22 protein-coding genes are annotated in these 25,155 nt (G+C 49.6%); 6 read left to right on the forward strand and 16 right to left on the reverse strand.

Features of this window, described 5'->3' with window-relative positions:
- Positions 1-81: 81 nt before the first annotated feature.
- The gene (locus C7T94_RS15790; RefSeq protein WP_107216398.1) at positions 82-1,695 is read right to left on the reverse strand and encodes an MFS transporter; all 1,614 of its coding nucleotides are present in this window, start codon (positions 1,693-1,695) and stop codon (positions 82-84) included.
- A gap of 149 nt (positions 1,696-1,844) precedes the next feature.
- Here C7T94_RS15790 and C7T94_RS15795 point away from each other — a divergent pair, with 149 nt between their 5' ends.
- Together C7T94_RS15795 and C7T94_RS15800 are read left to right on the forward strand one after the other, a co-directional pair.
- Entirely contained in the window at positions 1,845-2,468 is a 624-nt protein-coding gene (locus C7T94_RS15795; protein WP_107216400.1) for a LysE family translocator, read from the forward strand.
- Between the two features lie 19 nt (positions 2,469-2,487).
- The gene (locus tag C7T94_RS15800; protein WP_107216402.1) at positions 2,488-3,792 is read left to right on the forward strand and encodes an MFS transporter; all 1,305 of its coding nucleotides are present in this window, start codon (positions 2,488-2,490) and stop codon (positions 3,790-3,792) included.
- 56 nt (positions 3,793-3,848) lie between these two features.
- On the opposite strand, the gene C7T94_RS15805 is transcribed toward C7T94_RS15800, so the two are convergent.
- The 14 genes from C7T94_RS15805 to ubiE all read right to left on the reverse strand — a co-directional run bounded on the left by C7T94_RS15805 (position 3,849) and on the right by ubiE (position 17,542).
- Entirely contained in the window at positions 3,849-5,750 is a 1,902-nt protein-coding gene (locus tag C7T94_RS15805) for an amidophosphoribosyltransferase (protein WP_107216404.1), read from the reverse strand.
- A gap of 78 nt (positions 5,751-5,828) precedes the next feature.
- Positions 5,829-6,656, reverse strand: a complete 828-nt coding sequence (gene murI / locus C7T94_RS15810; protein ID WP_107216406.1) for a glutamate racemase — start codon at positions 6,654-6,656, stop codon at positions 5,829-5,831.
- 60 nt (positions 6,657-6,716) lie between these two features.
- The gene (locus C7T94_RS15815) at positions 6,717-7,307 is read right to left on the reverse strand and encodes an OmpH/Skp family outer membrane protein (RefSeq protein WP_107216408.1); all 591 of its coding nucleotides are present in this window, start codon (positions 7,305-7,307) and stop codon (positions 6,717-6,719) included.
- A 45-nt stretch (positions 7,308-7,352) separates the two neighbouring features.
- Positions 7,353-7,877 carry an OmpH/Skp family outer membrane protein gene (locus C7T94_RS15820; protein ID WP_107216788.1) on the reverse strand — a complete coding sequence of 175 codons (525 nt, stop codon included), beginning with the start codon at positions 7,875-7,877 and terminating at the stop codon, positions 7,353-7,355.
- An 18-nt stretch (positions 7,878-7,895) separates the two neighbouring features.
- Complete coding sequence (locus tag C7T94_RS15825; protein WP_107216410.1) at positions 7,896-10,442, reverse strand: BamA/OMP85 family outer membrane protein; 2,547 nt, start codon at positions 10,440-10,442, stop codon at positions 7,896-7,898.
- Positions 10,443-10,588: 146 nt separating this feature from the next.
- Positions 10,589-11,329 (reverse strand): isoprenyl transferase, encoded by a 741-nt coding sequence (locus C7T94_RS15830; protein ID WP_107216412.1) that lies wholly within the window; start codon positions 11,327-11,329, stop codon positions 10,589-10,591.
- Positions 11,330-11,349: 20 nt separating this feature from the next.
- Entirely contained in the window at positions 11,350-12,168 is an 819-nt protein-coding gene (gene porG, locus C7T94_RS15835) for a type IX secretion system protein PorG (protein ID WP_107216414.1), read from the reverse strand.
- Between the two features lies 1 nt (position 12,169).
- Positions 12,170-13,051 (reverse strand): NAD kinase, encoded by an 882-nt coding sequence (locus C7T94_RS15840; RefSeq protein ID WP_107216416.1) that lies wholly within the window; start codon positions 13,049-13,051, stop codon positions 12,170-12,172.
- A 109-nt stretch (positions 13,052-13,160) separates the two neighbouring features.
- Positions 13,161-13,823 carry a CBS domain-containing protein gene (locus C7T94_RS15845; RefSeq protein WP_107216419.1) on the reverse strand — a complete coding sequence of 221 codons (663 nt, stop codon included), beginning with the start codon at positions 13,821-13,823 and terminating at the stop codon, positions 13,161-13,163.
- A 1-nt stretch (position 13,824) separates the two neighbouring features.
- Positions 13,825-14,589, reverse strand: a complete 765-nt coding sequence (locus tag C7T94_RS15850; protein ID WP_107216421.1) for an alpha/beta fold hydrolase — start codon at positions 14,587-14,589, stop codon at positions 13,825-13,827.
- A 151-nt stretch (positions 14,590-14,740) separates the two neighbouring features.
- A complete protein-coding gene (locus tag C7T94_RS15855; protein WP_107216423.1) occupies positions 14,741-15,187 on the reverse strand; it encodes a GatB/YqeY domain-containing protein in 447 nt (148 codons plus the stop codon).
- 75 nt (positions 15,188-15,262) lie between these two features.
- Entirely contained in the window at positions 15,263-16,021 is a 759-nt protein-coding gene (locus C7T94_RS15860; RefSeq protein WP_107216425.1) for an SDR family NAD(P)-dependent oxidoreductase, read from the reverse strand.
- Between the two features lie 49 nt (positions 16,022-16,070).
- On the reverse strand, positions 16,071-16,814 hold the full coding sequence (gene porT, locus C7T94_RS15865; RefSeq protein ID WP_107216427.1) for a type IX secretion/gliding motility protein PorT/SprT: 744 nt from the start codon (positions 16,812-16,814) through the stop codon (positions 16,071-16,073).
- On the reverse strand, positions 16,811-17,542 hold the full coding sequence (gene ubiE, locus C7T94_RS15870) for a bifunctional demethylmenaquinone methyltransferase/2-methoxy-6-polyprenyl-1,4-benzoquinol methylase UbiE (protein WP_107216429.1): 732 nt from the start codon (positions 17,540-17,542) through the stop codon (positions 16,811-16,813). The genes porT and ubiE overlap by 4 nt, the downstream gene beginning before the upstream one ends.
- Before the next feature lie 146 nt (positions 17,543-17,688).
- On the opposite strand from ubiE, the gene yihA reads away from it, so the two are divergent.
- The 4 genes from yihA (at position 17,689) to C7T94_RS15890 (ending at position 22,939) form a co-directional block, all read left to right on the forward strand.
- Complete coding sequence (gene yihA / locus C7T94_RS15875; protein WP_107216431.1) at positions 17,689-18,303, forward strand: ribosome biogenesis GTP-binding protein YihA/YsxC; 615 nt, start codon at positions 17,689-17,691, stop codon at positions 18,301-18,303.
- 38 nt (positions 18,304-18,341) lie between these two features.
- Positions 18,342-19,208, forward strand: coding sequence for a UbiA-like polyprenyltransferase (locus C7T94_RS15880; RefSeq protein WP_107216433.1), 867 nt, complete (start codon positions 18,342-18,344; stop codon positions 19,206-19,208).
- Between the two features lies 1 nt (position 19,209).
- Entirely contained in the window at positions 19,210-20,925 is a 1,716-nt protein-coding gene (locus C7T94_RS15885; RefSeq protein WP_107216434.1) for a M3 family oligoendopeptidase, read from the forward strand.
- 64 nt (positions 20,926-20,989) lie between these two features.
- On the forward strand, positions 20,990-22,939 hold the full coding sequence (locus C7T94_RS15890; protein WP_107216436.1) for an amino acid permease: 1,950 nt from the start codon (positions 20,990-20,992) through the stop codon (positions 22,937-22,939).
- 249 nt (positions 22,940-23,188) lie between these two features.
- Here C7T94_RS15890 and C7T94_RS15895 read toward each other — a convergent pair whose 3' ends face one another.
- Complete coding sequence (locus tag C7T94_RS15895; RefSeq protein ID WP_107216438.1) at positions 23,189-25,141, reverse strand: KUP/HAK/KT family potassium transporter; 1,953 nt, start codon at positions 25,139-25,141, stop codon at positions 23,189-23,191.
- Positions 25,142-25,155: the final 14 nt, after the last annotated feature.

A 25,155-nucleotide genomic window follows, 5' to 3' on the forward strand; every position in this document is an offset into this window, starting at 1 on the left:
GTAGTGGTTGGTTAGTGGTTTGATTGGTGTTAATGGTATTGAAAAAAAACCCGGGAAAATCTCCCCGGGTTCGATAAAACTTTAGTGTCCGCCTTCGGCTTCTATTTTCTCGATGTCTATGCCCTGTTTGCGAAGTTCTGCACTCACCTTCCAGGCAAAATAGATCAGGTAAAGGAAACCAAGCACCGGCACAATGTAAGAGCTATGGATCCCGATGCTATCGGCCAGCTCGCCCTGGATCGGTGGAATGATTGAGCCACCCAGGATCATCATGATCAAGAATGCCGAGCCCTGACTGGTGTATTTGCCCAGGCCGGTAATAGACAGGGCAAAAATAGAGGGCCACATGATCGAACAGCATAGGCCGCCGCTTACAAATGCAAAAATAGAAACCTGACCTTCTGTAAAAAGACCGACAAGCATAGCTACTGCACCCAATGTACCAAAGATAGCCAGCGTCTTTGCCGGTTTTTCCTGACCGATAAGAAAAGCAGCGATCATCACAGCAATGCTGATGGCATAGGCATACAGGTTACCTACATCGGTGCCTGTTGCATGGTTTACAAATAAAATGACAGCGAAAGCAATGAACGGTACCACAATGGTCAGAATGGTCCTTGTAGACCTGCTCAGGTTAAACGCACTGACCGCACCTGTCCACCGGCCAATCATCATACTGCCCCAATACAACGAAATATAAGGTTTGATATCAGAATTACTCATGGCCCCGAAATTTGGTTCGGCAAGCAAAGCACCAAGATTACTTTGAATGGTCACCTCTGTACCCACGTAGGTAAAGATGGCCAGCATACCCAGAATAAGCTGGGGATAACGCATGGCGCCCCATTTCGGCAAGCTCGCGCTGTCTTTCTTCACAAAATAAGCGAACAGCAGTGCGCCAAGGGTAATGACCAGCGATGAATAAACGAAGACAGATGCGCTGATGCCGGTTAGTTCTGCAAGGGGACCTGCAGCAGCGACCATCAGGAAGCCGGCGATCATAACAACCAGCGGCCCGTTTGGTTTAGGGCTGTTCTCCATGGTCTCGTTGCTGGTTACGCTGGGCAGCTTGGTAACCGAATAAAAGATGGCAACAGCCAGGAACAAACCCGCCAGAATGTAATACAATGTATTGATCGAAGAGATCTCGACCACTTTCGGCACGGCATCGCTTGCTGTTCCGAACAGGACCACGCTGACAATGACGGGGCCCATCAGGCCGCCGAAGTTGTTGATCCCGCCCGCCAGGTTCAGACGGTGCGAACCGCCCGAAGGATCACCCAGTGCCACCACAAATGGATTGGCTGCTGTTTGCTGCAGTGAGAAACCCAGTGCAATAACGAAAAATGCAAACAGGATAAACAGGAATGATCCTGACCCTACTGCAGGGATCATCAGCAATGCACCGACTGCTGAAAGTACCAGTCCAAAAATGATCCCCTTTTTGTAGCCAACCTTATTGAGAATGTCAACGCGGCTGGCCTGCGATGCAAAATACAGGATGAGAGACCCGATAAAGTAGCCGCCATAAAATGTAAAATCAATCAATTGCGACTCAAATTGTGTTAAGTCAAAGTGTGTTTTACAGAAAGGTATAAAGATCCCATTAGACGCCGCTACAAACCCCCAGAAGAAGAATACGGTAATGATGGTGTACAATGCAGTTCCATAATTCTTTTGTGACGTTTTTTCCATTATCGGTTTTTTGATGTTTTTTTTGCGGGCTAAACATAAATAAAAATAAAGACTTATTGAAGTATTATCTGCATTGCAAACGGCGCTGGCGGCATTTTCCCGGTTCGATTCAAGCTGGTATTTTGGTTTAATTTTAATATAATTGCAGCATGTTCGAAGCGGCATTGCAAGGCATAGGGGCGGGAATTCTATTCTCCTTCCTGACGGGACCCGTTTTTTTCTCCATGATCAAAACGAGTATAGAGAAAGGCTTCAAGGCAGGCGTTTCACTGGCCATGGGCGTGGTGCTGAGCGATATCATTTTTATTTCACTGACCATTTTCAGTTCGACCTTTGTAGACTATAAATCAAGCTATAACAAATACCTTGGCCTGGTGGGCGGCACATTCCTCCTGGGCATTGGCCTGTATTACGTGTTCAAAAAAGTTAAAGTAAACTATGAACTTTCTGAACTGATCAAAGTACGCAAACGGGGCTACATTTTAAAGGGCTTTCTGATGTGCCTGTTATCGCCCACCACCCTGATGTTCTGGCTCATGGTTGGCGGCATCGTGTCGGCCCAGCTGCATTATGAAATGAATGAGAAAATTCTTTTTTTCGTTATTGCCATGGTGACGCAGCTCAGCGTCGATACCATTAAAACGTATTACGCCTCTAAATTGCGCTACCGGATCAAGGAAAAAACCATTCAGAACCTGAATAAGATTGCCGGTGTTGTCATCCTGCTGTTCGCGGTCAGGCTGCTGGCACAGGTCATGATGAAATACTACTAAACCCTTCCCATCCCTGCCTATGAGTGTCCAACCGCAGCCCAGCCAGAACGAACACCGCCGCATACGGGCCATCCTTGGCGGCTCGATAGGCAACCTTGTTGAATGGTATGATTGGTACGCCTATTCCGCGTTCGCCATTTATTTCTCGGCTGCATTTTTCCCGGCTGCCGACCAGACTGTTCAGTTACTGAACAGTGCAGGGGTTTTTGCCCTGGGTTTTCTGATGCGCCCGCTGGGGAGCTGGATCTTCGGCACCATGGCCGACCGCCTCGGCCGGAAAAAGTCGATGACGGCTTCTGTGCTCCTGATGTCTTTCGGTTCCCTGCTCATTTGTTTTACCCCGACCTACAACAGCATAGGCCTTGCAGCACCGGTTCTGCTGCTGCTGGCCCGCTTGCTGCAGGGCCTGAGCGTAGGCGGCGAATATGGGGTTTCTGCGACTTACCTGAGTGAAATGGCCAATGCCAAGAACCGCGGGTTTTATTCCAGTTTTCAGTACGTAACACTGATCGGCGGCCAGCTGATCGCCCTGGGCATCCAGTTGCTGCTGCAGAAGATGATCCTGAGCGAAACACAATTGCAGGAATGGGGCTGGCGGATTCCCTTTTTCATCGGCGCGGTGCTTTCGCTCGTCGCCCTCCGGTTGCGCAGCCTGCTTGATGAAACACGTGCTTTCCAAGCCTCAGCCGAATACAACCCGTCACAACGCGGCAGCATGAAAGCCCTGCTGGGGCACCCGCGCGAGGTGCTGACTGTGGTCGGTCTCACGCTGGGCGGTACGCTCGCCTTTTATACCTACACGACCTATATGCAAAAATTTTTGGTCAATACGGTTGGCATGACCAAGGGCGATGCGACGCTTTTGTCATTTATCAGCCTCCTGGCTTTTGCACTGCTGCAGCCGGTCTTCGGCGCTCTTTCAGACCGCATCGGGCGCAAGCCCCTGCTTATCGGCTTTGGTGTAGCCGGCACCCTGTTCACCGTCCCATTGCTTACGGGATTAAGCCGCGCCACGTCACAACTGGAGGCCTTCTGTATGCTCATGATCGCACTGGTTATTGTGAGCGGCTACACGAGCATCAACGCAGTCGTCAAAGCTGAACTTTTTCCTGCCAGGATCCGTGCCCTGGGTGTGGGTCTGCCATATGCGCTCACGGTCGCCATTTTTGGCGGATCTGCCGAGTACCTGGCCCTGTATTTCAAACACGCTGGTAATGAGCATTATTTTTTCTGGTACATTACCGCCTGTATTTTTATTTCGCTTTTGGTGTACCTCAACATGGCTGACACCCGCAGACATACCCGCATCGAAACCGAAGACTAGCAAAAAAAAACCTGTTGCTTTGCAACAGGTCCTGTTCGTTTTAGAAGCCGGTATAGCTAGTAGGCACGCTGGTTAATCCCCTCACGCCAGTTGATGAAAGCTTTGTTCACCACTTTATTGCCACCCGGCGTTGGGTAATTGCCCGAGAAATACCAGTCGCCGCGGTGATTAGGACACGCAACATGGAGGCTTTCGAGCGATTGATAAATCACTTCTACTTCTGCTACGGTATCTTTCGGGGTGATGATTTTCGCAATCTGTGCCGAGATCTCTTCACGGCTGAACGGCCGGTAGATATCTTTAACATGATTCACGATCTCTTCCTTGGGCAACAGCACCGATGCTTTACATTTATCGTAAACATCTTCAATGACCTGTTCCATGCCTCGTTCCCGGAGCAATTGAATCGCTGCCTCGAATGCCACAAACTGTCCCATACGCGACATATCTATGCCGTAACAATCGGGGTAACGGATCTGCGGCGCCGATGATACGATGATAATCTTTTTCGGATGCAATCGGTCCATGATCTTAATGATGCTCTGTTTCAGTGTGGTTCCACGAACAATTGAATCGTCTATGGCCACCAGCGTATCGACATGGTTGCGGATAATGCCATACGTTGAGTCATATACGTGGGCCACCATGTCCTGCCGGTCTGCATCCTGGGTAATGAACGTGCGCAGTTTCACGTCTTTAATGGCCAGTTTTTCCACCCGCGGACTGAGCGACAGGAGTCTGTCTAACTGCTCATCATTCAGCTGGTCCTTATTTTCAAGCAGATGTTTTTTCTGCAGGTCCCTGATGTATTGGTGTACCCCTTCGACCATTCCGAAAAATGCAACTTCAGCGGTATTGGGTATAAAAGAAAATACAGTGTTGTCAATGTCGTGTTTGACAGTTTTCAGGATCTCATCTACAAGCAATTTGCCCAGGTGTTTACGCTCCCGGTAAATTTCTGCGTCGCTGCCGCGCGAGAAATAAATGCGCTCGAATGAGCAGGACAGTTTTTCTGTCGGCTCGCGAAACATCTCTTCGGCAACAGACCCGTCTTTTTTGACAATAAGCGCATGGCCTGGCTGTATTTCACGTACGTTTTTATACTGGATGTTAAACGCAGTCTGCAGCGCCGGACGCTCCGATGCTGCCACAACGATCTCGTCATCGGCGTAATAATAGGCCGGGCGAATACCCGCGGGGTCGCGCATAATGAAGGCATCGCCATTACCAACGATTCCGCAGATCGTATACCCCCCATCCCAGGTTTTTGCCGAACGCCGTAAAATATTGCCGATATTCAGGTTGTCGGATATTTTATGCGTAATGTCTACATTACTCAAACCCTCCTGCTTATACTGGTCAAACAGGTCCTGGTTTTCATCGTCAAGAAAATGACCGATCTTTTCCAGCACGGTAACTGTATCTGCTTTTTCTTTTGGATGCTGCCCCAGTTCATAAAGCTGCTCGAGCAGTTCATCTACATTGGTCATGTTGAAGTTCCCGGCAATGACGAGGTTTCGCGTCATCCAATTGTTCTGGCGCAGGAAAGGGTGACAGTTCTCAATGCTGTTTTTACCATGCGTACCGTAACGCAGGTGTCCCATAAGCACTTCGCCGATAAAGCTGACATTATTTTTCAGCCACTCGGTGTCCTGCATCAGCTCGGGCGTGTTGTTCTGGATATCTACAAATTTGTTCTGCACATATTCAAAAATATCGGCCACGGCGTTCGAAGCCATAGAACGGTACCTGCTGATGTAACGGTTTCCCGGCTTTACATCCAGCTTAATGGTTGCTATCCCTGCTCCGTCCTGGCCGCGGTTGTGCTGTTTCTCCATCAGAAGATACAGTTTGTTCAATCCGTAAAGTGCTGTGCCGTATTTTTCGCGGTAGAATGAGAGAGGTTTTAACAGGCGGATGAAAGCAATTCCGCATTCGTGTTTGATCTGATCGCTCATGAAAGAAGTTTCAAGGCGCAAATGTAGGGTTTTTACAGGCGTTCAGCCAACAGAATAATGTAAAGTTTGCCCGGAAAATTACTTTTTGAAACCGTTTACGGCGATGGCGTGAATAGCCTGGCCGAAGAATGCAGAGGCATGCTCTTCGAATGAAGGTGCATCGCCGGTGGTGAAAAACTGCTGCTGCATGCTGCAGTCAATGCGGCTGGCAATTTCAGGGTGTCGCAGCAGGTAGTCTTCCAGGCTAGAGGCAACGATGGCACCCTGCGAGACGAGCCTGATTCCGGCGGGCAGGTACTGGTCTATTTTTGGAATCAGCAGCGGGTAATGCGTGCAGGCCAGCAGCAACGTATCAATTTCGGGACGGCCGTCCAGCAGTTCGTCCAGGTATTTTTTAACGAAATAATCCGCTCCTGCAGACTCGTGTTCGTTGTTCTCAATAAGCGGCACCCATAGCGGGCAGCTCTGTTGGCTTACCGCCACATCGGGGAAAAATTTGGCAATCTCTATGGGATAAGATGCCGAGCGCACCGTACCCCGCGTCCCCAGCACGCCAACGCTGCCAGTCTGGGTAAAGTTGCCAATTGTTTCGGCCGTTGGCCTGATCACGCCGAGCACCCTGTTTTCCGGATAATATGTCTGAAGCTCGTTCTGCTGAATGCTGCGCAGCGCTTTCGCAGAGGCGGTGTTGCAGGCAAGGATAACCAGGGGGCAGCCCTGGGCAAACATCCACTGTACGCATTCCCAGGTGTAGAGGTATACCGTTTCAAACGATCGGTCACCATAGGGTGCGCGGCCATTGTCGCCGAAGTACAGGTAACTGTAGCCTGGCAGCCTGGCGGCGATCGACTTAAAAACAGTCAGACCGCCATAACCTGAATCAAATATCCCGATGGGTCCCTTCATTTTTCAGACAAAAAAAAGGCGGAACTACTTCCGCCTTTTTATATTGAACATCAGTTCTTACTATTTTTTTGTTGCCGCAGGCGCTGCTGCTACAGGTTTTGCGTTTGGAGAAATGCCCAGTTTGGTTTTCACCGCTCCGGTAATGTCATCACCACCATCCCAGAACACGACATTGTTGCCTGCACCCTGGTCTGATGTATCAAAAACATAAGACAATCCTTTTTCCCTGGCTACTGCCTTGATGGCGTTGTCAATTTTAACACGCATGGGGTTCAGCAGGTCTGCCTGTTTCTGGCGCAGTTCCTGGTCAGCCTTCTGGTTGGCGTCGGTAATGCGTTTCTGAAGCTCCTGCAATTCAACATTGGCTGCCTGCAACTCTTTGGTTACGGCTTCTTTATTTGCCTCGCTAAGCGTTCTTTCTTTGTCCTGAGCAGCTTTGAGTTTAGTTTGAAACTCTGTGGTCATTTTGGTGATCTCGTCCTGCTTCTGTTTACCCAATGTTTCAAGGGTGGTTTGAGCTGTTTTGGCTTCCGGAAGCGTTGCAAAGATCTCCTCAGAATTCAAATGCGCGATTTTTTGTTGAGCGCTAGCCACGTTGCCTGCAAGCACCAATCCTCCTGCTACAAAAAATACGTTAATCAACTTTCTCATCACTTTTATTTTACTTAATTGTTTTCTAGTTACGTTGTTTATAGTTTATTGTCTTTGTCCGGGTTTATATCCCAGTTTCGTGATCACCTCATTGCTGATGTCAAAACTGCTGCTGGCATAGATCATGGTTGCATCGTTTCCCTTGTCGAAAACGAAGTCAAGATTTTTCGCCCTGGCCAGCGTGCGGACGGTGGTAGACACTTTTTCCTGAACGGGTTTCAGCAGTTTGCTGCGAAGCTGGAAAAGGTCGCCCTCCGGGCCGAACTTGAGGCGCTGGTATTCCTTCGCCTGTTTTTCTTTTTCTATAATTTCATTTTCACGGCGTTTGCGCATCTCATCTGTCAAAAGCACCTGGTCGGCCTGGTAGGCCTTGTACATTTTGTCGATCTCTGAAAAATTTGCATCCACCTGTTTCTGCCACTCTTTAGACACGGTTTCCATCTGGCTCAGCGCCGATTTGTATTCAGGCATATGGCCAAGAATATATTCCGTATCTACATAGGCAAAGCGCTGCGCAGACGCCGTATGCGCCAGCACGAGCAGGAATAAGCCTAAAAGATATCTTTTCATTTTCATTTGTGTTAAGTGTTAAAAACCACCCAGCTGCTGTGCGATACTGAAGGTGAAACCCTGCCTTCCGTAATTGTTCGCAGCTGAGATGCCCGGGATCTTGTCGAAGCCGTAACCATAATCAATTCCCAGTAAGCCAAATATCGGTAAAAATATTTTAGCACCAACACCTGCAGATCTTCTGACATTGAACGGATTAAAGTCGCGGAACCGGTCCCAGGTATTACCGCCTTCAGCAAAGGCTACAATAAACGCCTTGGCTTGCTCTGTATCGATAACCGGGTAGCGGAGTTCGAGCACGTACTTATTAAAGATCGGGCTGCCCGACTGCTGTGCCTGCGCAACGTTCGCGCCAAGCGGAATAACCGCATTGTTTGCGTAACCGCGCATGGCAATGATCTCAGAGCCCTGCAGGAAGTCAAAGCCCATCATTCCGTCGCCACCAAGTTTGAAACGCTCAAACGGAGACTGCCCGACTGCACTGTTGTACTGGCCGAGGAAACCAAACTGCGCCTGCGCTTTGATAACCAGGTTGCCAACCACGCGCTGGAACCATTGCGCCTCAAATTTCCATTTGTGGTATTCAGAGAATTTGTAACGCTCCTTATCTGATGCCGTTGCGTAATTCACTTTGTTCATCAATGAATACGGCGGCGTCAGCTGCAACGTAAAACGCAGGTAACTACCCGACTTGGGGAAGATCGGCGAATCGCGCGAGTCGCGGCTCAGTACCTCCTGTAAGTTCAGGTTATAAGAAGTTCCCGTGCTGAATTTGTAGCCAGGGTAATTGTTCAGGATAAACTGCTGCAGGTTGAGTGCATGCGTGATCTGGAAAAAGTTATCCGGCCAGTTCAGCACTTTACCAATGCTTACCGTAATACCGTTCAGGCGAATGCGCTGCTGCGCATCTGCGCTGGTATTTAATCCGTAGCTATAGTTAGACAACGAAGTAAAGCCGCTGATACCGAAACTTACAGGCTTGTCACCGCCCAACCAGGGTTCAGAGAAGGAGAAACTGTAAGACTGGTAAAATTTACCGTTTGTCTGACCGCGGATACTCAGTTTCTGGCCATCGCCCTTCGGCAGCGGCTTGTAGGCATTGATGTTAAACAGGTTGCGAAGCGAGAAGTTATTGAACGTCAAGCCGAGCGTACCGATAATCCTCCCGGCCCCGAAACCGCCTGAAAGCTCGATCTGGTCAGATGGTTTTTCTTCAACCGTGTATTCGATATCGACTGTTCCATCTGCCGGGTTCGGTTTTGGTAGCGGCGAGGTTTTGGCCTCATCAAAGTTACCCAGCGCATCGATTTCACGTACCGTACGGATCAGGTCATTTTTCTTGAATTTCTCGCCTGGCTTGGTCCTGATCTGGCGCATCACCACGCGGTCGTTGGTAATGGTGTTACCTTTCAGGATAATCCGGTTATTGGTGAACTGCTGCCCCTCAACCAGCCTGATTTCCAGATCTACGGTATCGCCGTATACCTTGGTCTGCACTGGCTCTGCATTAAATGTCAGGTACCCATCATCAGTGTACAGGCTGTTGATGTCGCCGTTGTTGGGGTCATTGTTCAGCTTCTTCTCCAGTTTTTCCTCGCTGAACACCTCGCCCTTTTTAATGGCAAGCACCTGCTGAAGGAACTTAGTCGGGTACTTCGCATTGCCCACGAAGGTGATGTTGCCGAAATAGTATTTCGGCCCTTCATGCAGGTCTATCTTAATACCTACTGATTTGTCATTGTATTTGTACACGCTGTCTTTCAGGATTTCGGCATCGCGGTATCCTTTGGCGTGCATTTTAGCAATCATCTTCAGTTTATCTTCCTGGTACTTTTCCTTGCTGAATTTACCTGAACCAAAAACTTTGTAAAAAGCTTGTTGCTTGGTTTTTTTCAGGTACTTTTTAAGTTTAGCAGAACTGAAGTCTTTGTTACCTGTAAACACGATCTCGTGTACTTTTACACGGTTTCCCTTATCCACCCAGGCTTCTAGGATCTGCGAGTTATCTTGCGCAGAATCTTTCCGTGTCTTGAATTCGACTTTGGTAAAGAAAAATCCTTTTTCAAGCAGGTAATTCGTGATCGTTCTGCGGGTGGTATTGTACAGGTTATCGTTGATGATCTTTCCTGATTCGTTCAGTTTCTCGCTGATCGCCGTACGTTCTGATTTTCTCAGACCTTTCAGCTCGATCGAGCTCAGACGTGGCCGCTCGACCACAGCTATATCAAAAAAAACTGAATCGCCGGTAATGCGGTCAATATTGAGCTGAACATCATCAAAAAGTCCTTGTGCCCAGAGGTTCTTGATGGCATTTGCCGTGGCTTCGCCTGGCAGCACAATGCGGTCGCCTTTGTTCAGTTTGGAAAGCGTGATCAGCACCTCTTTATCCAGGTACTGCGTACCGGAAACAGTTGTGCCGCCGATGATGTATTCTTTTGGGCTGAAATAATCCAGCTCCGAGCCATTGATCTTCAAAGATGGTGGCGCAGGATTCGGTTTCGGGAACTGGGCAAAGGCCGATGAACTGATCAGCAGGAAAAATACGAGTTGATATATTTTTTTCATTAAGAATACATTCTTTTTTTAGGCGACTGGCAGCTTGCGTGATGATGTTTGTCTGGTATACTCACCGGTCGGGGCACTGTTATTCTAATCTTAAAAAGTGCTGCTAAGTTAACTTAAAGGCTTGTTAAAAAGTGTTAAAAGAAAAATTAGTTCAATTGTTCACTGATTTTTCCAAACCTTCGTTCGCGTTTCTGGTAGTCAACGATGGCCTCGAACAGGTCATTTTTTCTGAAGTCTGGCCACAGCATATCGGTAAAATAAAGTTCGGTGTAAGCCATTTGCCACAGCAGGAAATTGCTGATGCGGTGTTCTCCGCCGGTCCTGATCATGAGTTCGGGATCCGGCATGCCTGCTGTGTCCAGGCAGGACGAAAAAAAGCCGTCATTGATCTCATCAAGTTCAAGCGAACCTTCTTTGACGCGCGTGGCGATCCGTTTAACCGCTTCAAGGATTTCCCATTTGGAGCTGTAACTCAGGGCCAGGTTCAGGGTACAGGCATCATTACCGGCTGTTTCGGCACGCGCTGCCTCCAGGTCGTCGATACATTTCTGCGGAAGCGAGGCAATATCGCCGATTGCGTTCAGGCGAACGTTATTTTTATTCAGGGTAGGTGTTTCATTGCTGATGGTAGAAACAAGCAGCTCCATCAGGGCCTGCACTTCCTCTGCCGGACGGTTCCAGTTCTCGGTCGAAAAAGTATACAAAGTCAGGTATTTTACTCCGACCTCTACGCAGCCTTCAACAATGTCTTTAACAGACAATACGCCGCTCTCGTGGCCAAATGCCCTGAACTTGCCCTGGTTTTTAGCCCAACGCCCGTTTCCATCCATGATGATCGCGATGTGCTGTGGTACGTTTGACTGGTTAATCTGTTCTTTAAATCCCATCTATCTATATCAAAATCAGCTTAAAAGCGATAGCAATTTTGAGGCACAAAGGTAAAAGATATGCCAATACCAACAAACATATATGTATCTCTTTTTCTAAAATCGCCGCGCTGGCTGCCTGCAGCGTTCCAGGTGCCTCCTGCCAGCTCTGCCGACCTGTCGGCCAGGGCCCTGCGCAATGGTGCCACCTGATCCGGAAAACGGGTATAGGTTCCGCTCACATCATCCAGGTAATCGCTGGTGCTGGTCCGGTAGCCTATCTCTGAAAACACACTCCAGTTTCCCCTGAAATTGTACCTGAACCCGGCGCCGTAGGGAATTGAAACAACAATGCGATTATAAGGGACATCCTGACCTTCGGTACGGTATTCTGCAAGGCGGTACGTGCTTCCCTGGTATTTGGCTGATGGTTCAAAGGCTGTCGCAGCCACACCGGCAAAAAGGTACGGAGTCATGAACTGTCGCCCGCCACCAGAGAAATAATCCATGAAATTGAAGTCAAGCAGGAGCGCCGCTTCGTGAAGCGGTGATTTAAAACTCAAATTACGTTTTCGGATCTGCGCATTCGAAGACCGCGAATCCCTGGCGCTGATCGAGCCGTAACTGTATTGCCCGCGCAGACCGAAGTGTGCATCGAAATGGATCTTGCCGTACACAGCTGCCGATGGCCCGCTGATTCGGAAGGGATTCGAGGGATTAAGGTCGCCCATGTATCCGGCAGCGCCGCCGCTGAGTCCCAGTTCCCATACAGTGTCGGGAAAGGGCTGCTGCGCACAGACAACCCCGCCTGGAAAAAGGCAGAGGACAAGCAAAACGAAAACAGATCTGGTGCCGGTCATACTAATAATTGCGCGTATCAATTCCCCAAAGCATTTTGTTCCTTAACGTAGACAGGTAGGTTTCATTGTTAAGCCTGACCAGGTTCAGGTGAAAGCCGGCCTTGCTGATGCCCACTTTGACAGACCGGTCTACAGTGACCGTGCGCGAGTCGCACGACACCAGGAACTTTGCGCTGCGCAGTTCAACCTCGAAAGAAAGGTTGAAGTGGTCTGGCAGGATCAGCGGACGCACATTCAGGTTATGAGGTGCAATCGGCGTAATGACCATACTTTCTGAACTCGGGTGAATGATCGGACCACCGCAGCTTAACGAGTAAGCGGTTGAGCCGGTGGGCGTGGCAATGATCAGTCCGTCGGCCCAGTAAGAATTGACAAACTCTTCGTTCATGAAAGCATGAATGATCATCATGGCCGAATTGTCCCGCCGGTGAATGGTAATATCGTTCAGCGCAAAGTTCTCGTCGCCAAAAAGGTGTTCTTTCGACTCAAGTAAGAGCAGTCCCCGCTGGTCAATGCTGTACTGCCGGTTGACCAGCGCGCCGATGGCATTGCGGATCTCAGTTTTGTTAATACTGGCCAGAAAACCCAACCGACCAAAGTTGATGCCGATAACCGGGATACCGGAGTCGCGAACCAGCGAAAGCGTATCGAGCAGCGTACCGTCGCCCCCCAGGCTGAGCAGGACCTCTGCGCAGTCCCTGAGTTCGGTGTGGTTCTGAAAAGTGCCCGTACCTTCCGGAAAGCTGATCTTGCCAACTAAAAAAGCGTGAAATTTCGTATAGATAAACGGTTTAACCCCGAATTCATTCAGTGCGTCAAGGACTTCCTGTACATAAGCGAGCACGCTCTCGTTAAAATCTCTTCCGTATATGGCAATCGTCATTCCTGGCCTGTTTGTAGATTATGTATTAAATCGATCATGGCCCTGCCTGGTGTTGAGAACGGACTAAGCTGCAATCGGACGAGCAAAAATAGGATTTTCGGCTTAAAAGCTAGACATTGAGGTAATTCATTAGCGAGTCGTAACGGTCGCGGCTGCCGTTCTCGTTATCGCTGTTGTTGTGCACGCTGACCACCTCATAATTGTACCGCTCAAATGAGGCAACGATGGTGGTCAATTCCGTTTTATTGATCTTCAGCGTGACTTCGAGTCGCGTTGAATCAGGGAATGCCTGTACATAAGACGAGAGAATCTGGGCATTGTCTGCCTCGACGATCTGCGCCATGTGTGAAAGAGAATTGTTGCGGTTGCCGATGCTGAGCACAATGATGCCGCCCGGCTCGCTGACCGCATACGTCTGTGATACATATTCGAGCACCGCATGTACAGACACCACACCCAGGTAGTTTTTTTGCATGTCAAGTACCGGCACCACCGACAGCCTGCGCTGGTGAAACATGCGCACCACATCATAAATATGCGCGTCTTCATAAACGAACGGATTGATGAGCGAAAGTGACAGTCCGCCGATCGGCACATCCAGGTCCTGCACTTCAAACAAATCATCTTCAGAAACCAGGCCCAGAAACTGCTCGCTGTTCACCACAGGCATGTGGCTCACCTTAAAATCAGTCATCCGGTCAAGCGCCTTCTGCGCCGTGTCTGAAGTCTTCAGCGGCGGGATGGCATCTGATATGATCTCTGAGGCAATCATTTTATTTAAGCAATATACGCGCTAAAAACTTCTCAAGCAAGACATTGAACTGTTCAGGATGCTCCATCATGGGCGCATGTCCGCATTCATCAATCCAGTTCAACTCTGAGTTGGGCAGCAGTTCATGAAATTCTTCGGCCACATCGGGCGGCGTTACACGATCGTTCCTGCCCCAGATCAGCGATACGGGAATGGTAATTTTGGGCAGCTCTTTTGCCATATTATGCCTGATGGCCGATTTGGCAATGGTCAAAATGCGCAAAACCCGCGAACGGTCGTTGATGGTCTTGAACACCTCGTCTACGAGTTCTTTTGTTGCAATGGCCGGATCATGAAAGGTAAACTCGACTTTTTCACGGATGTAATCATAACTCTCGCGCCGCGGAAAAGAACCGCCAAAAGAATTTTCGTACAGGCCGGAGCTGCCGGTCAAGACCAGGGCCTTTACTTTTTCCTGGTGTGCCACGGTAAAGACAAGACCAACATGGCCGCCAAGCGAATTGCCCACCAGCACAACCTGCCCCAACTTTTTATATTTAATGAAACGGTGAACGTATTTGGATATGCTTTTAACACCCAGCGTCAGAATCGGCAATTCATACAGCGGCAGGATCGGAACAATTACATGATATCGGCCTTTGAAATAATCGATTGTCGACTCCCAGTTGCTCAATTCGCCCATCAGGCCATGAAGTAACAAAAGGGTCTCGCCCGCTCCCGCTTCTATGTATCTAAAACCGTCTGCTTCAATTACTTCGTATTTCATATATGGGTGCTAGAGTAAGCTGCTACTAAGTTAGCAGAGTAATGTTGATATAAGGGCAAAATAACAAATAATTTTCAATCGGCAAACAAAAATGGCCTTTGAAAGTAATTAAAGGCAGATTACATACCGAAAACAAAAAAAGAACAACTGACTAAGAGAGTTGCTTTTTGACAAGTTCGGCAATCAGTTTTCCGTCGGCTTTACCGGCAAGTTCCTTGTTTGCCAGCCCCATAACGCGCCCCATATCTTTCATAGACGACGCCCCGCTTTGCAGGATGACCGAGGCGATCACCGCCTCTACTTCTGCGGCATCAAGCTGTTTTGGTAAAAACCGGCTGATGACTTCAATTTCCTCTTCTTCAACGGTAAACAGATCTTCGCGGCCCTGTTGGCGATAAATATCAGCAGATTCACGGCGCTGCTTGATTAAACGCTGAAGAATCTTCAGTTCGGCATCTTCGTCCGGCTGTTCTGAAGCCCCTTTTTCGGTCCTGGCCAGCAGCAATGCGGCCTTGATGGCACGAAGCCCGCGCAGTTCTGCATCGTTTTTTGCGAGCATGGCTTTTTTGATCTCCTGGTCTATGTTTTCTGAAATCATGGTAATGGCTTTATAGGCAGCGCTTAAAAAAACGCCGCGGGGTTAATTATTGTTTTGCGGCAGGGCCGCTGTCACTTACTTTCTGTTCACGATGGTTCCGGTGGCCTGGGCTGAAGGCATGATCACCAGGTCATTGATGTTCACATGGGCGGGGCGGCTGGCAGCATACCACACCGCATCTGCAATATCAGGCGCTACAAGCGGTTCCAGCCCCTCGTATACTTTTTTGGCGCGACCGGCATCGCCCTTAAAACGCACCAGGGAAAACTCCGTTTCGACCATGCCGGGGTGGATTGCCGTAACTTTAATGCCATGCGGCAGCAGGTCGATGCGCATGCCCTTGCTCAGCGCGTCGACCGCGTGTTTCGTAGCGCAATATACATTCCCGTTCGGGTAAACTTCTTTGGCGGCAATAGAACCGATGTTGATGACATGGCCCTTTCCGCGGTTTACCATCCAGCCTGAAACGACACGGCTTACATAGAGAAGCCCTTTGACGTTGGTATCGATCATCGTGTCCCAATCGTCGGTATTCCCCTTGTCTATCGGATCCAGGCCCTGGCTCAGGCCGGCATTGTTCACAAGCACATCGATCTCCCTGTCTGCGCCGCTTAGGGTAGCCAGCGCTTCTTCTACCTGGTCTTTCAGGCGTACGTCTGCAACCAGGATGTTGGTGGCAACTCCGTATTGTTCAGTAAGGTCGCGGGCTATCTGCTGGAGCCGCTCTTCCCGGCGGGCCAGGAGTATTAACCGGTATCCTTGGCTGGCGAACTGATGGGCACAGGCTTCGCCAATTCCGGACGTTGCACCGGTGATCAGGGCAATTTGAGGCATGAGTTAGTTTTTTTACACCGCAAATGTAAAATTTTTTACTTCGGCAGGGCTATTCGAAATACAAACTGAATGTGAAATGTCGCAGCGTAAGCCGGTCTATGGGGTTCGCGTATGGATGATCTTCGTGCTTCAGCACATCGTTCATGCTGTAAGAAAGCTTCAGTTCAGGCGACATTTTGAAATACTCGAAGTAGATATCAAACCCGATGCCTGCCTCATAAGAAAGATAACTGCGCTGGTTTTTAAGCAACTTATTGATCGGCGCCTTGTCCTCGTCGTTTGTCTTTTTACCGGGTGTAATGTCCACCGAATATTTTAAGCCACCCAACACATACGCACGAAAATTGCCCACCTTGTCAGACTTAAGTTTGATGCCAACGGGCAAGTCGACAACCGTAGCCTGGACCCGCTGCTGCAGGCTGGAAAAGTTCGTATTGTTAACGGCCGGCTCCTTATAAACGTAGTTCAGCAAGCGGTCATTGAAAACGAGTGAAGGCGTCATGCGTACATCAAACCTGCTGCCCAGGCGGTAATTGACTACGAACCCGATACCGAAGCCTGGCGAAGAACGGCCGTAAACCGCGTTCAGCGAGTCTGTAATGTTGTCGTTCAGGCCCCGGTCATAATAGGGGTTTCGCCAGTCGGCTTTTTTCAGCACCTTATATTCAGAGCTGAGGTACTGAAAATTGAAGCCGAAGTGTACCGGCTCTTCATCGACGCCTCCGCCCCACTTCTGTGCGCTGACCAGCGTGCTGCAGGAGATCAACAAAAGCAGGACTGCGATGTGTTTCATTTGATGCCGGTATAAATTGAACTGATACCAAAGGTTAAAGGGCGTTGTGTACTCTGCGCAAAACCGACCTTGTCCATCAGGGCCGTAAACCGCGTGCCGTCAGGAAATGCGGCTACCGACTCGGGCAGGTAAGAATAGGCACGTTCATCTTTTGAAAACATGCGGCCGAAAAATGGCGTAACCCGCCTGAAATAAAAATTGTATAGCTGTTTGACCGGGAATGCCGAAGGGTTCGAAAATTCGAGAATGACAATTTTGCCTCCCGGTTTCAATACCCGATACATGTCTGCAAGCCCCCGTTCCAGGTTCTCAAAATTACGCACACCGTACGCCACTGTAATCGCATCGAAGTGGTTGTCTTCAAAATGGAGCCCCTCAGAATCGCCAAGCTGCACAGAAAATACCGAAGAAAGGTTCTTCTCTGCAATCTTTTTGCGCGCTACCTCGAGCATCCCTTCAGAAATATCGACGCCTATGATCTTTTCGGGTCTGAGTATGCGGATTGCCTCGAGCGCAAAGTCGCCCGTGCCGGTGGCAACGTCGAGCATAAGCCTGGGTTTCAGCGCCTGCAGCTCGCGGATCGCTTTTTTTCGCCAGATGATGTCGATACCCAGCGAAAGAAAATGGTTTAGAAAATCATATGTTCCTGAGATGTTGTTAAACATATCGGCTACCTGCTCTTTCTTGCTGGTACTTCCTGTCTGGTATGGTGTAATCTGCTGACTCATGCTGGGCAGCAAAGATAGTGAATTCGAAGCTTAGTAGCACCCGGCATCTCGCCCGTCGGGCAACATTGCAGTAGCAGATTCGGTCCCGACGGGTCTGGGCGTCTTTCGCTGAATGCGAACACCTAACTTTTGCCTACCTTTGCTGCATGATCATTAAAACGGCCGTATTTGTTTGCAGCAACACCAAGGTCTCGGCGCTGCCCGCGCCAGACAAGCCAGAATATGCGTTCATCGGGCGCTCAAACGTAGGTAAGTCTTCGCTTATCAACCGCCTCGTTAACCAGCACGGACTGGCGAAAACCTCGCAGCGCCCGGGCAAAACGCAACTGATCAACCATTTCCTGATCAACGAAAGCTGGTACATCGTCGACCTTCCGGGTTATGGTTACGCAAAGGTTTCGAAGTCAAGCCGGGAAGCATGGGAGAAATTTATTCGCAATTACCTGACAAAACGGGAAAGCCTGCAGTGCGTAATGGTACTTATAGACAGTCGGCACGAGCCGCAGCAGATCGATCTTGATTTCTGTTACTGGCTCGGCGAATGCGGCCTGCCCTTTGCCATTGTGTTTACCAAGGCCGACAAACAGGGCGCCGGCAAAACCGACCAGAATGTAGCCAAATTCCGAAAGTCGCTTTCAGCCTGGTTCGAGGAAATACCTCCGGTATTCGTTACCTCTGCCGAAAAAGGTGAGGGGCGCGAAGAACTGCTTGGCTTTATTGAAGAGGTAAACAAAGATTTTGTGTTACCCAAGCTTTCCTGATACTTTTGTAAGTTTTTAATCGCAGAAGACCTGATTTAATGAAAAAATACTTCTCACTTGTGCTCTTCGCCCACTCTATATTTGCCATGCCATTTGCGCTGATCGGCTTTTTCCTGGGAGTGAGCAGCGCTGATGCACCATTTTCCTGGCTCAAATTGTTGCTGGTGGTTCTGTGTATGGTCTTTGCCAGAAATTCGGCCATGGCGTTTAACCGCTACCTGGACCGCGATATTGACGCACGCAACCCGCGTACGGCCGACCGCGACATTCCTGCAGGTCGCATTTCTGCCAGAGAGGCTCTGCTGTTCGTGGTGATCAACTGCGGTTTATTCATGGCCGCAACCTGGTTCATCAATCCGCTGTGCTTTTACCTCTCGCCTGTGGCGCTGTTTGTGGTCTTGTTTTACAGCTACACAAAACGTTTCACGGCACTTTGTCACCTGGTGCTCGGGCTGGGGCTGGCGCTTGCTCCGATCGGCGCATACATTGCCGTAACCGGTCACTTTGATCTTGTTCCACTGCTCTACTCGTTTACCGTATTGTTCTGGACCGCGGGCTTTGATATCATTTATGCGCTGCAGGACGAAGACTTTGATAAACAGGAAAAACTACATTCCATCCCCTCGTTGCTGGGCCGGCGGCGGGCGCTACAGGTGTCGGTTTGGCTGCATGTTCTGTCGGCTGCCTGTGTAATCGCGCCTTTGTTCTTCAGCACCTTTGGTCCTGTATATTACGTCGGTCTTCTTTTTTTCTGCGCCATGTTGATCTACCAGCACCTGCTTGTTAAACCCGGCGACATCAGTAAAGTTAACCGGGCATTTGCCACCACGAACGGCGTGGCTTCGGTAATTTTCGCCGCCTGTTTCCTTATCGATACACTCATCAGAACTTATCCCAATACCTGACATGAACACACTGAGCATCCATAAAAAACCCCGCACCTGGGTACCCGCCGATCTTGAAATCAAATGGGAGAACCTGGAGCCGCTTTTCAACGAACTTCTGGAGCGTCCGGTAGACAATGCCGAAGCGCTCGAAACCTGGCTGAAAAACCGCAGCGAACTCGAAGCGGTACTGGAAGAGGATTTTGCCTGGCGGTACATCAGGATGACCTGCGACACAGCCAATGAACAATTGGTGCAGGATTTCCAGTATTTCGCAACCGAAATTGAGCCAAAAATCGCGCCCCTGGGCAACCAGTTAAATATCAAATTTACTGAGAGTCCATATTTACAGGAGCTTGATCAGGACAAGTATTTTGTCTACCTGCGCGGCATCAGGAAAGCGCTCGAGTTGTACCGTGAAGAAAACATCCCGCTGTTTACCAAACTGCAGGTTACGCAGCAGAAATACCAGTCCATTACAGGGGCCATGAGCGTTGAGATCAGGGGCAAAGAATATACCCTGGAACAGGCCGCCAATTTTCTCAAAGACCAGGACCGCGAGCTGCGGCAGCTGGCCTGGGAAACCATTCAGCAGCGGCGCATGACAGACAAAGACGAGCTGAACCTGCTGTTTGATGAATTGGTTAGCCTGCGCCACCAGGTGGCCCTGAATGCCGGCTTTGAAAACTACCGTGACTACATGTTTCAGGCGCTTGGCCGGTTTGACTACACCCCAAAAGACTGTTACGATTTTCACGAAGCCATAGAAAAAGAGATCGTACCGATTTTACAGGAACTGGCCGGGCAGCGCAGCCAGGCGCTGGGTCTATCCCCGCTCCGGCCCTGGGATATGGATGTCAGCACCAGCGGTAAACCTGCGCTCAAACCCTTCCAGAACGGCAGCGAACTGATCGACAAAAGTATTGCCTGCTTCAATAACATCGATGAACGACTTGGCGAAAAACTGGCTGCAATGAAGGCCAACAACCTGTTCGACGTGGAAAGCAGGAAAGGCAAAGCGCCCGGCGGGTACAATTATCCTCTGGCAGAAACAGGCGCTCCGTTCATTTTCATGAATGCTGCCAACTCGTTCAGGGATCTGACCACCATGGTGCACGAAGGCGGCCACGCTGTGCACACCTTTCTGACCGCAAACCTGGAGCTGAACGATTTTAAACATTGCCCGTCTGAAGTGGCTGAACTGGCCTCGATGAGCATGGAACTGCTTTCTATGGATAGCTGGCATGTTTACTTCGACAAAGAAGAAGACCTGCTGCGTGCGCGCCGGGAACAGCTTATCGATGTACTGAAAACCCTGCCCTGGGTAGCTGTTATTGACCAGTTTCAACATTGGATCTACACCAACCCAGACCACAACCCCGCCGACCGTGACGAAGCCTTCAAACAGATTTACAGCCGTTTTGGTGCAGCTTTCGCCGACTGGACCGGCCTGGAAGCTGCGTTCGGCAACGCCTGGCAGAAACAGCTGCATCTGTTTGAGGTCCCGTTTTATTATATTGAGTACGGAATTGCCCAGCTTGGTGCCATTGCTGTGTGGAAAAATTACAAAGAAGCCCCCGAACGGGCACTTGAACAATACCTTGCGGCGCTTTCGCTCGGGTACACGCGCCCAATGAACGAGATTTATGAAACAGCAGGGATCAGGTTCGATTTCAGTGCAGCTTATGTGCAAAAACTTGCAGCGTTTGTGAAAGAAGAGCTGGATAAACTGGGTTAGTCAGGGCGCAGGCTTACATTTATTAAATTATAATTAAGTTTGGCGACAAACTTATTGGGCGCATATGTTCAAAAAACTATTCAGAAAAAAAACGATCGAAAAGATTTTGCTAGATGCGCAGCGGGGTTATGGCGAACACGACCATAGCCTCCGTAAAACGCTTGGCGTACGTGACCTGACAGCCTTCGGCATTGCGGCCATTATCGGCGCCGGAATTTTCAGCACCATAGGCAAGGCCAGCGCCGATGGCGGTCCGGCAGTCATTTTTCTTTTCATCTTTACGGCAATAGCCTGTAGTTTCGCCGCTTTTGCGTATGCTGAATTTGCCTCTATGGTTCCCGTTTCGGGAAGTGCTTATACCTACTCTTACGTGGCCTTCGGCGAACTTGTGGCCTGGATTATCGGGTGGTCGCTGATCATGGAGTATGCAGTCGGGAACATCACAGTCGCCATTTCCTGGTCTGACTACTTTACAGGTCTCCTGTCATCGATCAATATACCGGCCCTGGACATCAAAGGCATCCATTTGCCCGACTGGATGACCATGGACTACCTGTCTGCCTACAATGGTCACCTGCGGGCCGAGGCTCTTCAGAAAGCGGGAACAAATGCCCTCAATCTGGACGAGGCGACTGCGGTAGCCAGTAATGCCTGGAATACCGCGCCGACCATTGGCAGTTTTCATTTCGTGGCAGACCTTCCCGCATTGGGCATCATTATTTTCATTACCTGGCTCGTATACCGCGGCATGAAAGAGTCAAGAAATGCAAGCAACGCCATGGTCGTTGTTAAACTGGCGGTGATCCTGCTGGTCATCTCGGTCGGCATTTTTTATGTGGATACCAACAACTGGAATCCTTTTGCCCCAAACGGGGTCTCGGGCATACTAAAAGGCGTTTCTGCCGTTTTCTTTGCATACATTGGTTTTGACGCCATCTCGACTACTGCCGAAGAGTGCCGTGACCCGCAGCGCGATCTGCCCAGGGGCATGATGTGGGCCATCATTATCTGTACGGTATTGTATGTTGCCATTGCGCTCGTGCTGACAGGAATTGTCAATTACAAAAGCCTGGCCGTAGGCGACCCGCTTGCTTACGTGTTCGATAAAATAGACCTGAAGCTCATGAGCGGTATTATTGCCGTCAGTGCCATTTTTGCCATGGCCAGCGTATTGCTGGTTTTCCAGCTGGGCCAGCCCCGCATCTGGATGAGCATGAGCCGCGACGGCCTGCTGCCCAAAGCTTTTTCACGCATTCACCCGGTACACAAAACGCCTTCTTTTGCCACCATCGTGGTCGGTTTTGTGGTGGCAGTTCCCTCACTTTTCATGAATCTGACCATAGTTACCGATCTGTGCTCTATCGGCACGCTGTTCGCCTTCGTGCTGGTCTGCGCTGGCGTGCTGGTGCTGCAGAACCGGCCCGACGTAAAACGGGGCAGGTTTAGAATCCCTTACCTGAACAGCCGGTACATTATTCCGCTGGCATTTGCCGCCTTACTTGTCCTTGCCTTTACGCGGTACAAGCAGGAAACGCTTGCCTTCGTAACGAATGAAGCAAAATTGAATGAGCCCGTTACCTTTGTAACCTCGCTTGACTCTGTCGAACTGGCTACCGTGCGCAGGGAGATCAGCACGTTTATGGCGCCGGTTATCCTGCCCAAAGGCAATATCGATGCCGTGGCGTACCTGACAGACCTGAAAGCCGACCGCTATGCAGCCTTTATTAACCAGAGCAAAATAACTCAGGATAAAAAATACGAATCAGGATGGGCACTGTTCAAGCATAAAATACCCATGTGGATCTTTTTGGCAATCTCTGTGGTCATTGCCGTTTTCTGTGTTACGCACAAACTCTCGCTGATTCCCGTACTGGGACTGATCAGCTGCCTGTATATGATGTGCGAGCTGGGTATATCAAACTGGATCGGCTTCGGCATCTGGCTGGTTATTGGCCTGGTTATTTACTTCATGTACGGATACCGTCACAGCAAACTGCGCCAAACTGAGGCATAACCTGAAAATCGCTACACCGGGAGCCTTAATTTTGTTTTAACACAGTCAAAAGAATTAAAAAAAACTTTTGCCCTTCAAAATTAATAGGTTATATTTACATATAGTCTTCCGGGAAAAAGATAGATAACGTGGGTATGGTTCCGGAACGGGTCTTAAAGGCCCCCACAAGTTGTTCCCTCCTAGTTATCCCTATAGTTTGTTTTACAAACAAAGGCTCCATCCCCCGGAGCCTTTATTGTTTTACAGCGGTCAGACCGGGAGCCGGTTCAGTTCAATATCATCTGGCGTAACAAAGATTAGCGGCACCTTCTCCACATCCACGTAACTGCTGTCCAACCCGAAACTGCGTTCCTCAGAAAGACTCAGGCGTTTCAGCACGAAGTAATAATCCATAATAGACCGCTCGTAGAAACCGAGTTTATTAAATTTAGACAGGTGTTTTTCAAGTAACACAAAGCGGAAATCGCCTGCAATTTTGTGCCGGTTCAGCGACGTGTATTGGCTGGTAATGTCGACCTCACCATTTTTAACCAGTTCCTCCACCACCTTGCGGTACAAAAGGTTAACACGTTGCTCAATCCTGAAGCCCAGCCTGAAGTCAATACGGATCAGTTTGCCCGGTATCAGGAACTCGACCTTATAGTCGGTTGTATAGGGCTCGTCCATCACATCGACGTGAACCAGCCAGTAGATATCGGCCCGCTTTGGCTCCTTTTGGATAATTGAATAAATAATCTTTGACTCGATCTCTGTTTTAAAGTTTGCGCTGGTCAGGTAAACGAGCTGGGAAGAATATTTTGGTACGCTGATATCTTCGCTTAGCTCGCTGATGATGGGGAAATAGTCTTCGATCTCCACATACTTTACAAAGCGATTCTTGATTTTCCTGGCTGCATACCAGGTCCACATGACACTGAAAAGCAGCGAGCCGATCAGCACGGTAACCCAGCCGCCATGCAGGAATTTGGCCACGTTTCCAACCAGGAACGTAAGTTCAATGACACCGTAAACAACAACGAAAATGGCAATGATGTAGACTGGTATCTTTTTCCGGCGCATGTAGGTGGCCACCAGGACCGTGGTCATGAGAAAAGTCAGGTTGATGGCCAGGCCATACGCCCCTTCCATTTTTTCAGACTCGCGCAGGGTAAGCACGATGATGACACAGCCTATAAAGAGCAGCCAGTTAATGGACGGCACATAAAGCTGTCCTTTCTGATCGCTCGGGTAATTGATCTTGATCTTGGGCCAGAGGTTGAGCCTGACCGCTTCTGAAATAAGCGTGAACGACCCGGTAATCATGGCCTGGCTCGCGATGACCGCAGCCATGGTAGCCAGGATAACAATGGCAACCACATAATTATCGGGTACGATCTCAAAGAAGGGGTTTACCTTGTCATAATTGCCCGAGTGGTGCATCATCCAAACGCCCTGCCCGAGGTAATTGATGATCAGCGTCGCTTTTACAAAAATCCAGCTGATGCGAATATTTTTACGGCCGCAGTGGCCCAGGTCTGAATACAACGCTTCGGCACCCGTTGTACATAAAAAAACGCCGCCCAGGATAACGAGCGCCATTGGGTTGGTAACCAGCAGGTGTACTGCATAATAAGGGCTCAGGGCCTTCAGAATACTGAGGTCCTGGAGCACAAAAATGCCACCCAGGACACCGAGCACCGAAAACCAGAGAAACATGATCGGCCCAAAAAGCTTGCCGACCAGGTTGGTACCGAATTGCTGAATAACGAACAGCAGCACAATGATGGCCAGCACAATCGGGATGACCTGAACCTGCGGAAACTTGACCTGCAACCCCTCTACGGCAGAAGTCACCGTGATACTGGGCGTAATGATTCCGTCGGCAAGCATGGCGCAGCCACCCACGATGGCCGGAATGACCAGCCAGCGTGCTTTTTTCCGCACAAGTGAGTAGAGAGAAAAGATGCCGCCTTCACCTTTATTGTCGGCACGCAGCGTTACGACAACATATTTGATCGTAGTTTGCAGTGTAAGCGTCCAAATAATACAGGAAAGAGAGCCCAAAACCACATCAGGCGTGATGTCTCCCCCGTTTCCTTTAACGCTGTTGAAGATGGCCTTCAGGGTATAGAGCGGAGATGTTCCGATGTCGCCGTAAACAATTCCTAAACTGATGAGGAGGCCGGCGGCGGTGAGTGTGTTTAAATTTTTGTGACTCGACACGTTTCGTTGATATG

It is taken from the genome of Pedobacter yulinensis, assembly GCF_003029735.1.
GTDB lineage: Bacteria > Bacteroidota > Bacteroidia > Sphingobacteriales > Sphingobacteriaceae > Pedobacter > Pedobacter yulinensis.

Coding starts and splice junctions, on each gene's coding strand:
- C7T94_RS15850 (WP_107216421.1), bottom strand. CDS start 14,589: ATGAAATACGAAGTAATTGAAGCAGACGGTTTTAGATACATAGAAGCG.
- porT (WP_107216427.1), bottom strand. CDS start 16,814: ATGAAACACATCGCAGTCCTGCTTTTGTTGATCTCCTGCAGCACGCTG.
- C7T94_RS15860 (WP_107216425.1), bottom strand. CDS start 16,021: ATGCCTCAAATTGCCCTGATCACCGGTGCAACGTCCGGAATTGGCGAA.
- porG (WP_107216414.1), bottom strand. CDS start 12,168: ATGACCGGCACCAGATCTGTTTTCGTTTTGCTTGTCCTCTGCCTTTTT.
- C7T94_RS15790 (WP_107216398.1), bottom strand. CDS start 1,695: ATGGAAAAAACGTCACAAAAGAATTATGGAACTGCATTGTACACCATC.
- C7T94_RS15825 (WP_107216410.1), bottom strand. CDS start 10,442: ATGAAAAAAATATATCAACTCGTATTTTTCCTGCTGATCAGTTCATCG.
- C7T94_RS15880 (WP_107216433.1), top strand. CDS start 18,342: ATGAAAAAATACTTCTCACTTGTGCTCTTCGCCCACTCTATATTTGCC.
- C7T94_RS15800 (WP_107216402.1), top strand. CDS start 2,488: ATGAGTGTCCAACCGCAGCCCAGCCAGAACGAACACCGCCGCATACGG.
- murI (WP_107216406.1), bottom strand. CDS start 6,656: ATGAAGGGACCCATCGGGATATTTGATTCAGGTTATGGCGGTCTGACT.
- C7T94_RS15830 (WP_107216412.1), bottom strand. CDS start 11,329: ATGGGATTTAAAGAACAGATTAACCAGTCAAACGTACCACAGCACATC.
- ubiE (WP_107216429.1), bottom strand. CDS start 17,542: ATGAGTCAGCAGATTACACCATACCAGACAGGAAGTACCAGCAAGAAA.
- C7T94_RS15805 (WP_107216404.1), bottom strand. CDS start 5,750: ATGAGCGATCAGATCAAACACGAATGCGGAATTGCTTTCATCCGCCTG.
- C7T94_RS15820 (WP_107216788.1), bottom strand. CDS start 7,877: ATGAAAAGATATCTTTTAGGCTTATTCCTGCTCGTGCTGGCGCATACG.
- C7T94_RS15855 (WP_107216423.1), bottom strand. CDS start 15,187: ATGATTTCAGAAAACATAGACCAGGAGATCAAAAAAGCCATGCTCGCA.
- C7T94_RS15840 (WP_107216416.1), bottom strand. CDS start 13,051: ATGACGATTGCCATATACGGAAGAGATTTTAACGAGAGCGTGCTCGCT.
- C7T94_RS15845 (WP_107216419.1), bottom strand. CDS start 13,823: ATGATTGCCTCAGAGATCATATCAGATGCCATCCCGCCGCTGAAGACT.
- C7T94_RS15890 (WP_107216436.1), top strand. CDS start 20,990: ATGTTCAAAAAACTATTCAGAAAAAAAACGATCGAAAAGATTTTGCTA.
- C7T94_RS15815 (WP_107216408.1), bottom strand. CDS start 7,307: ATGAGAAAGTTGATTAACGTATTTTTTGTAGCAGGAGGATTGGTGCTT.
- C7T94_RS15795 (WP_107216400.1), top strand. CDS start 1,845: ATGTTCGAAGCGGCATTGCAAGGCATAGGGGCGGGAATTCTATTCTCC.
- C7T94_RS15885 (WP_107216434.1), top strand. CDS start 19,210: ATGAACACACTGAGCATCCATAAAAAACCCCGCACCTGGGTACCCGCC.
- yihA (WP_107216431.1), top strand. CDS start 17,689: ATGATCATTAAAACGGCCGTATTTGTTTGCAGCAACACCAAGGTCTCG.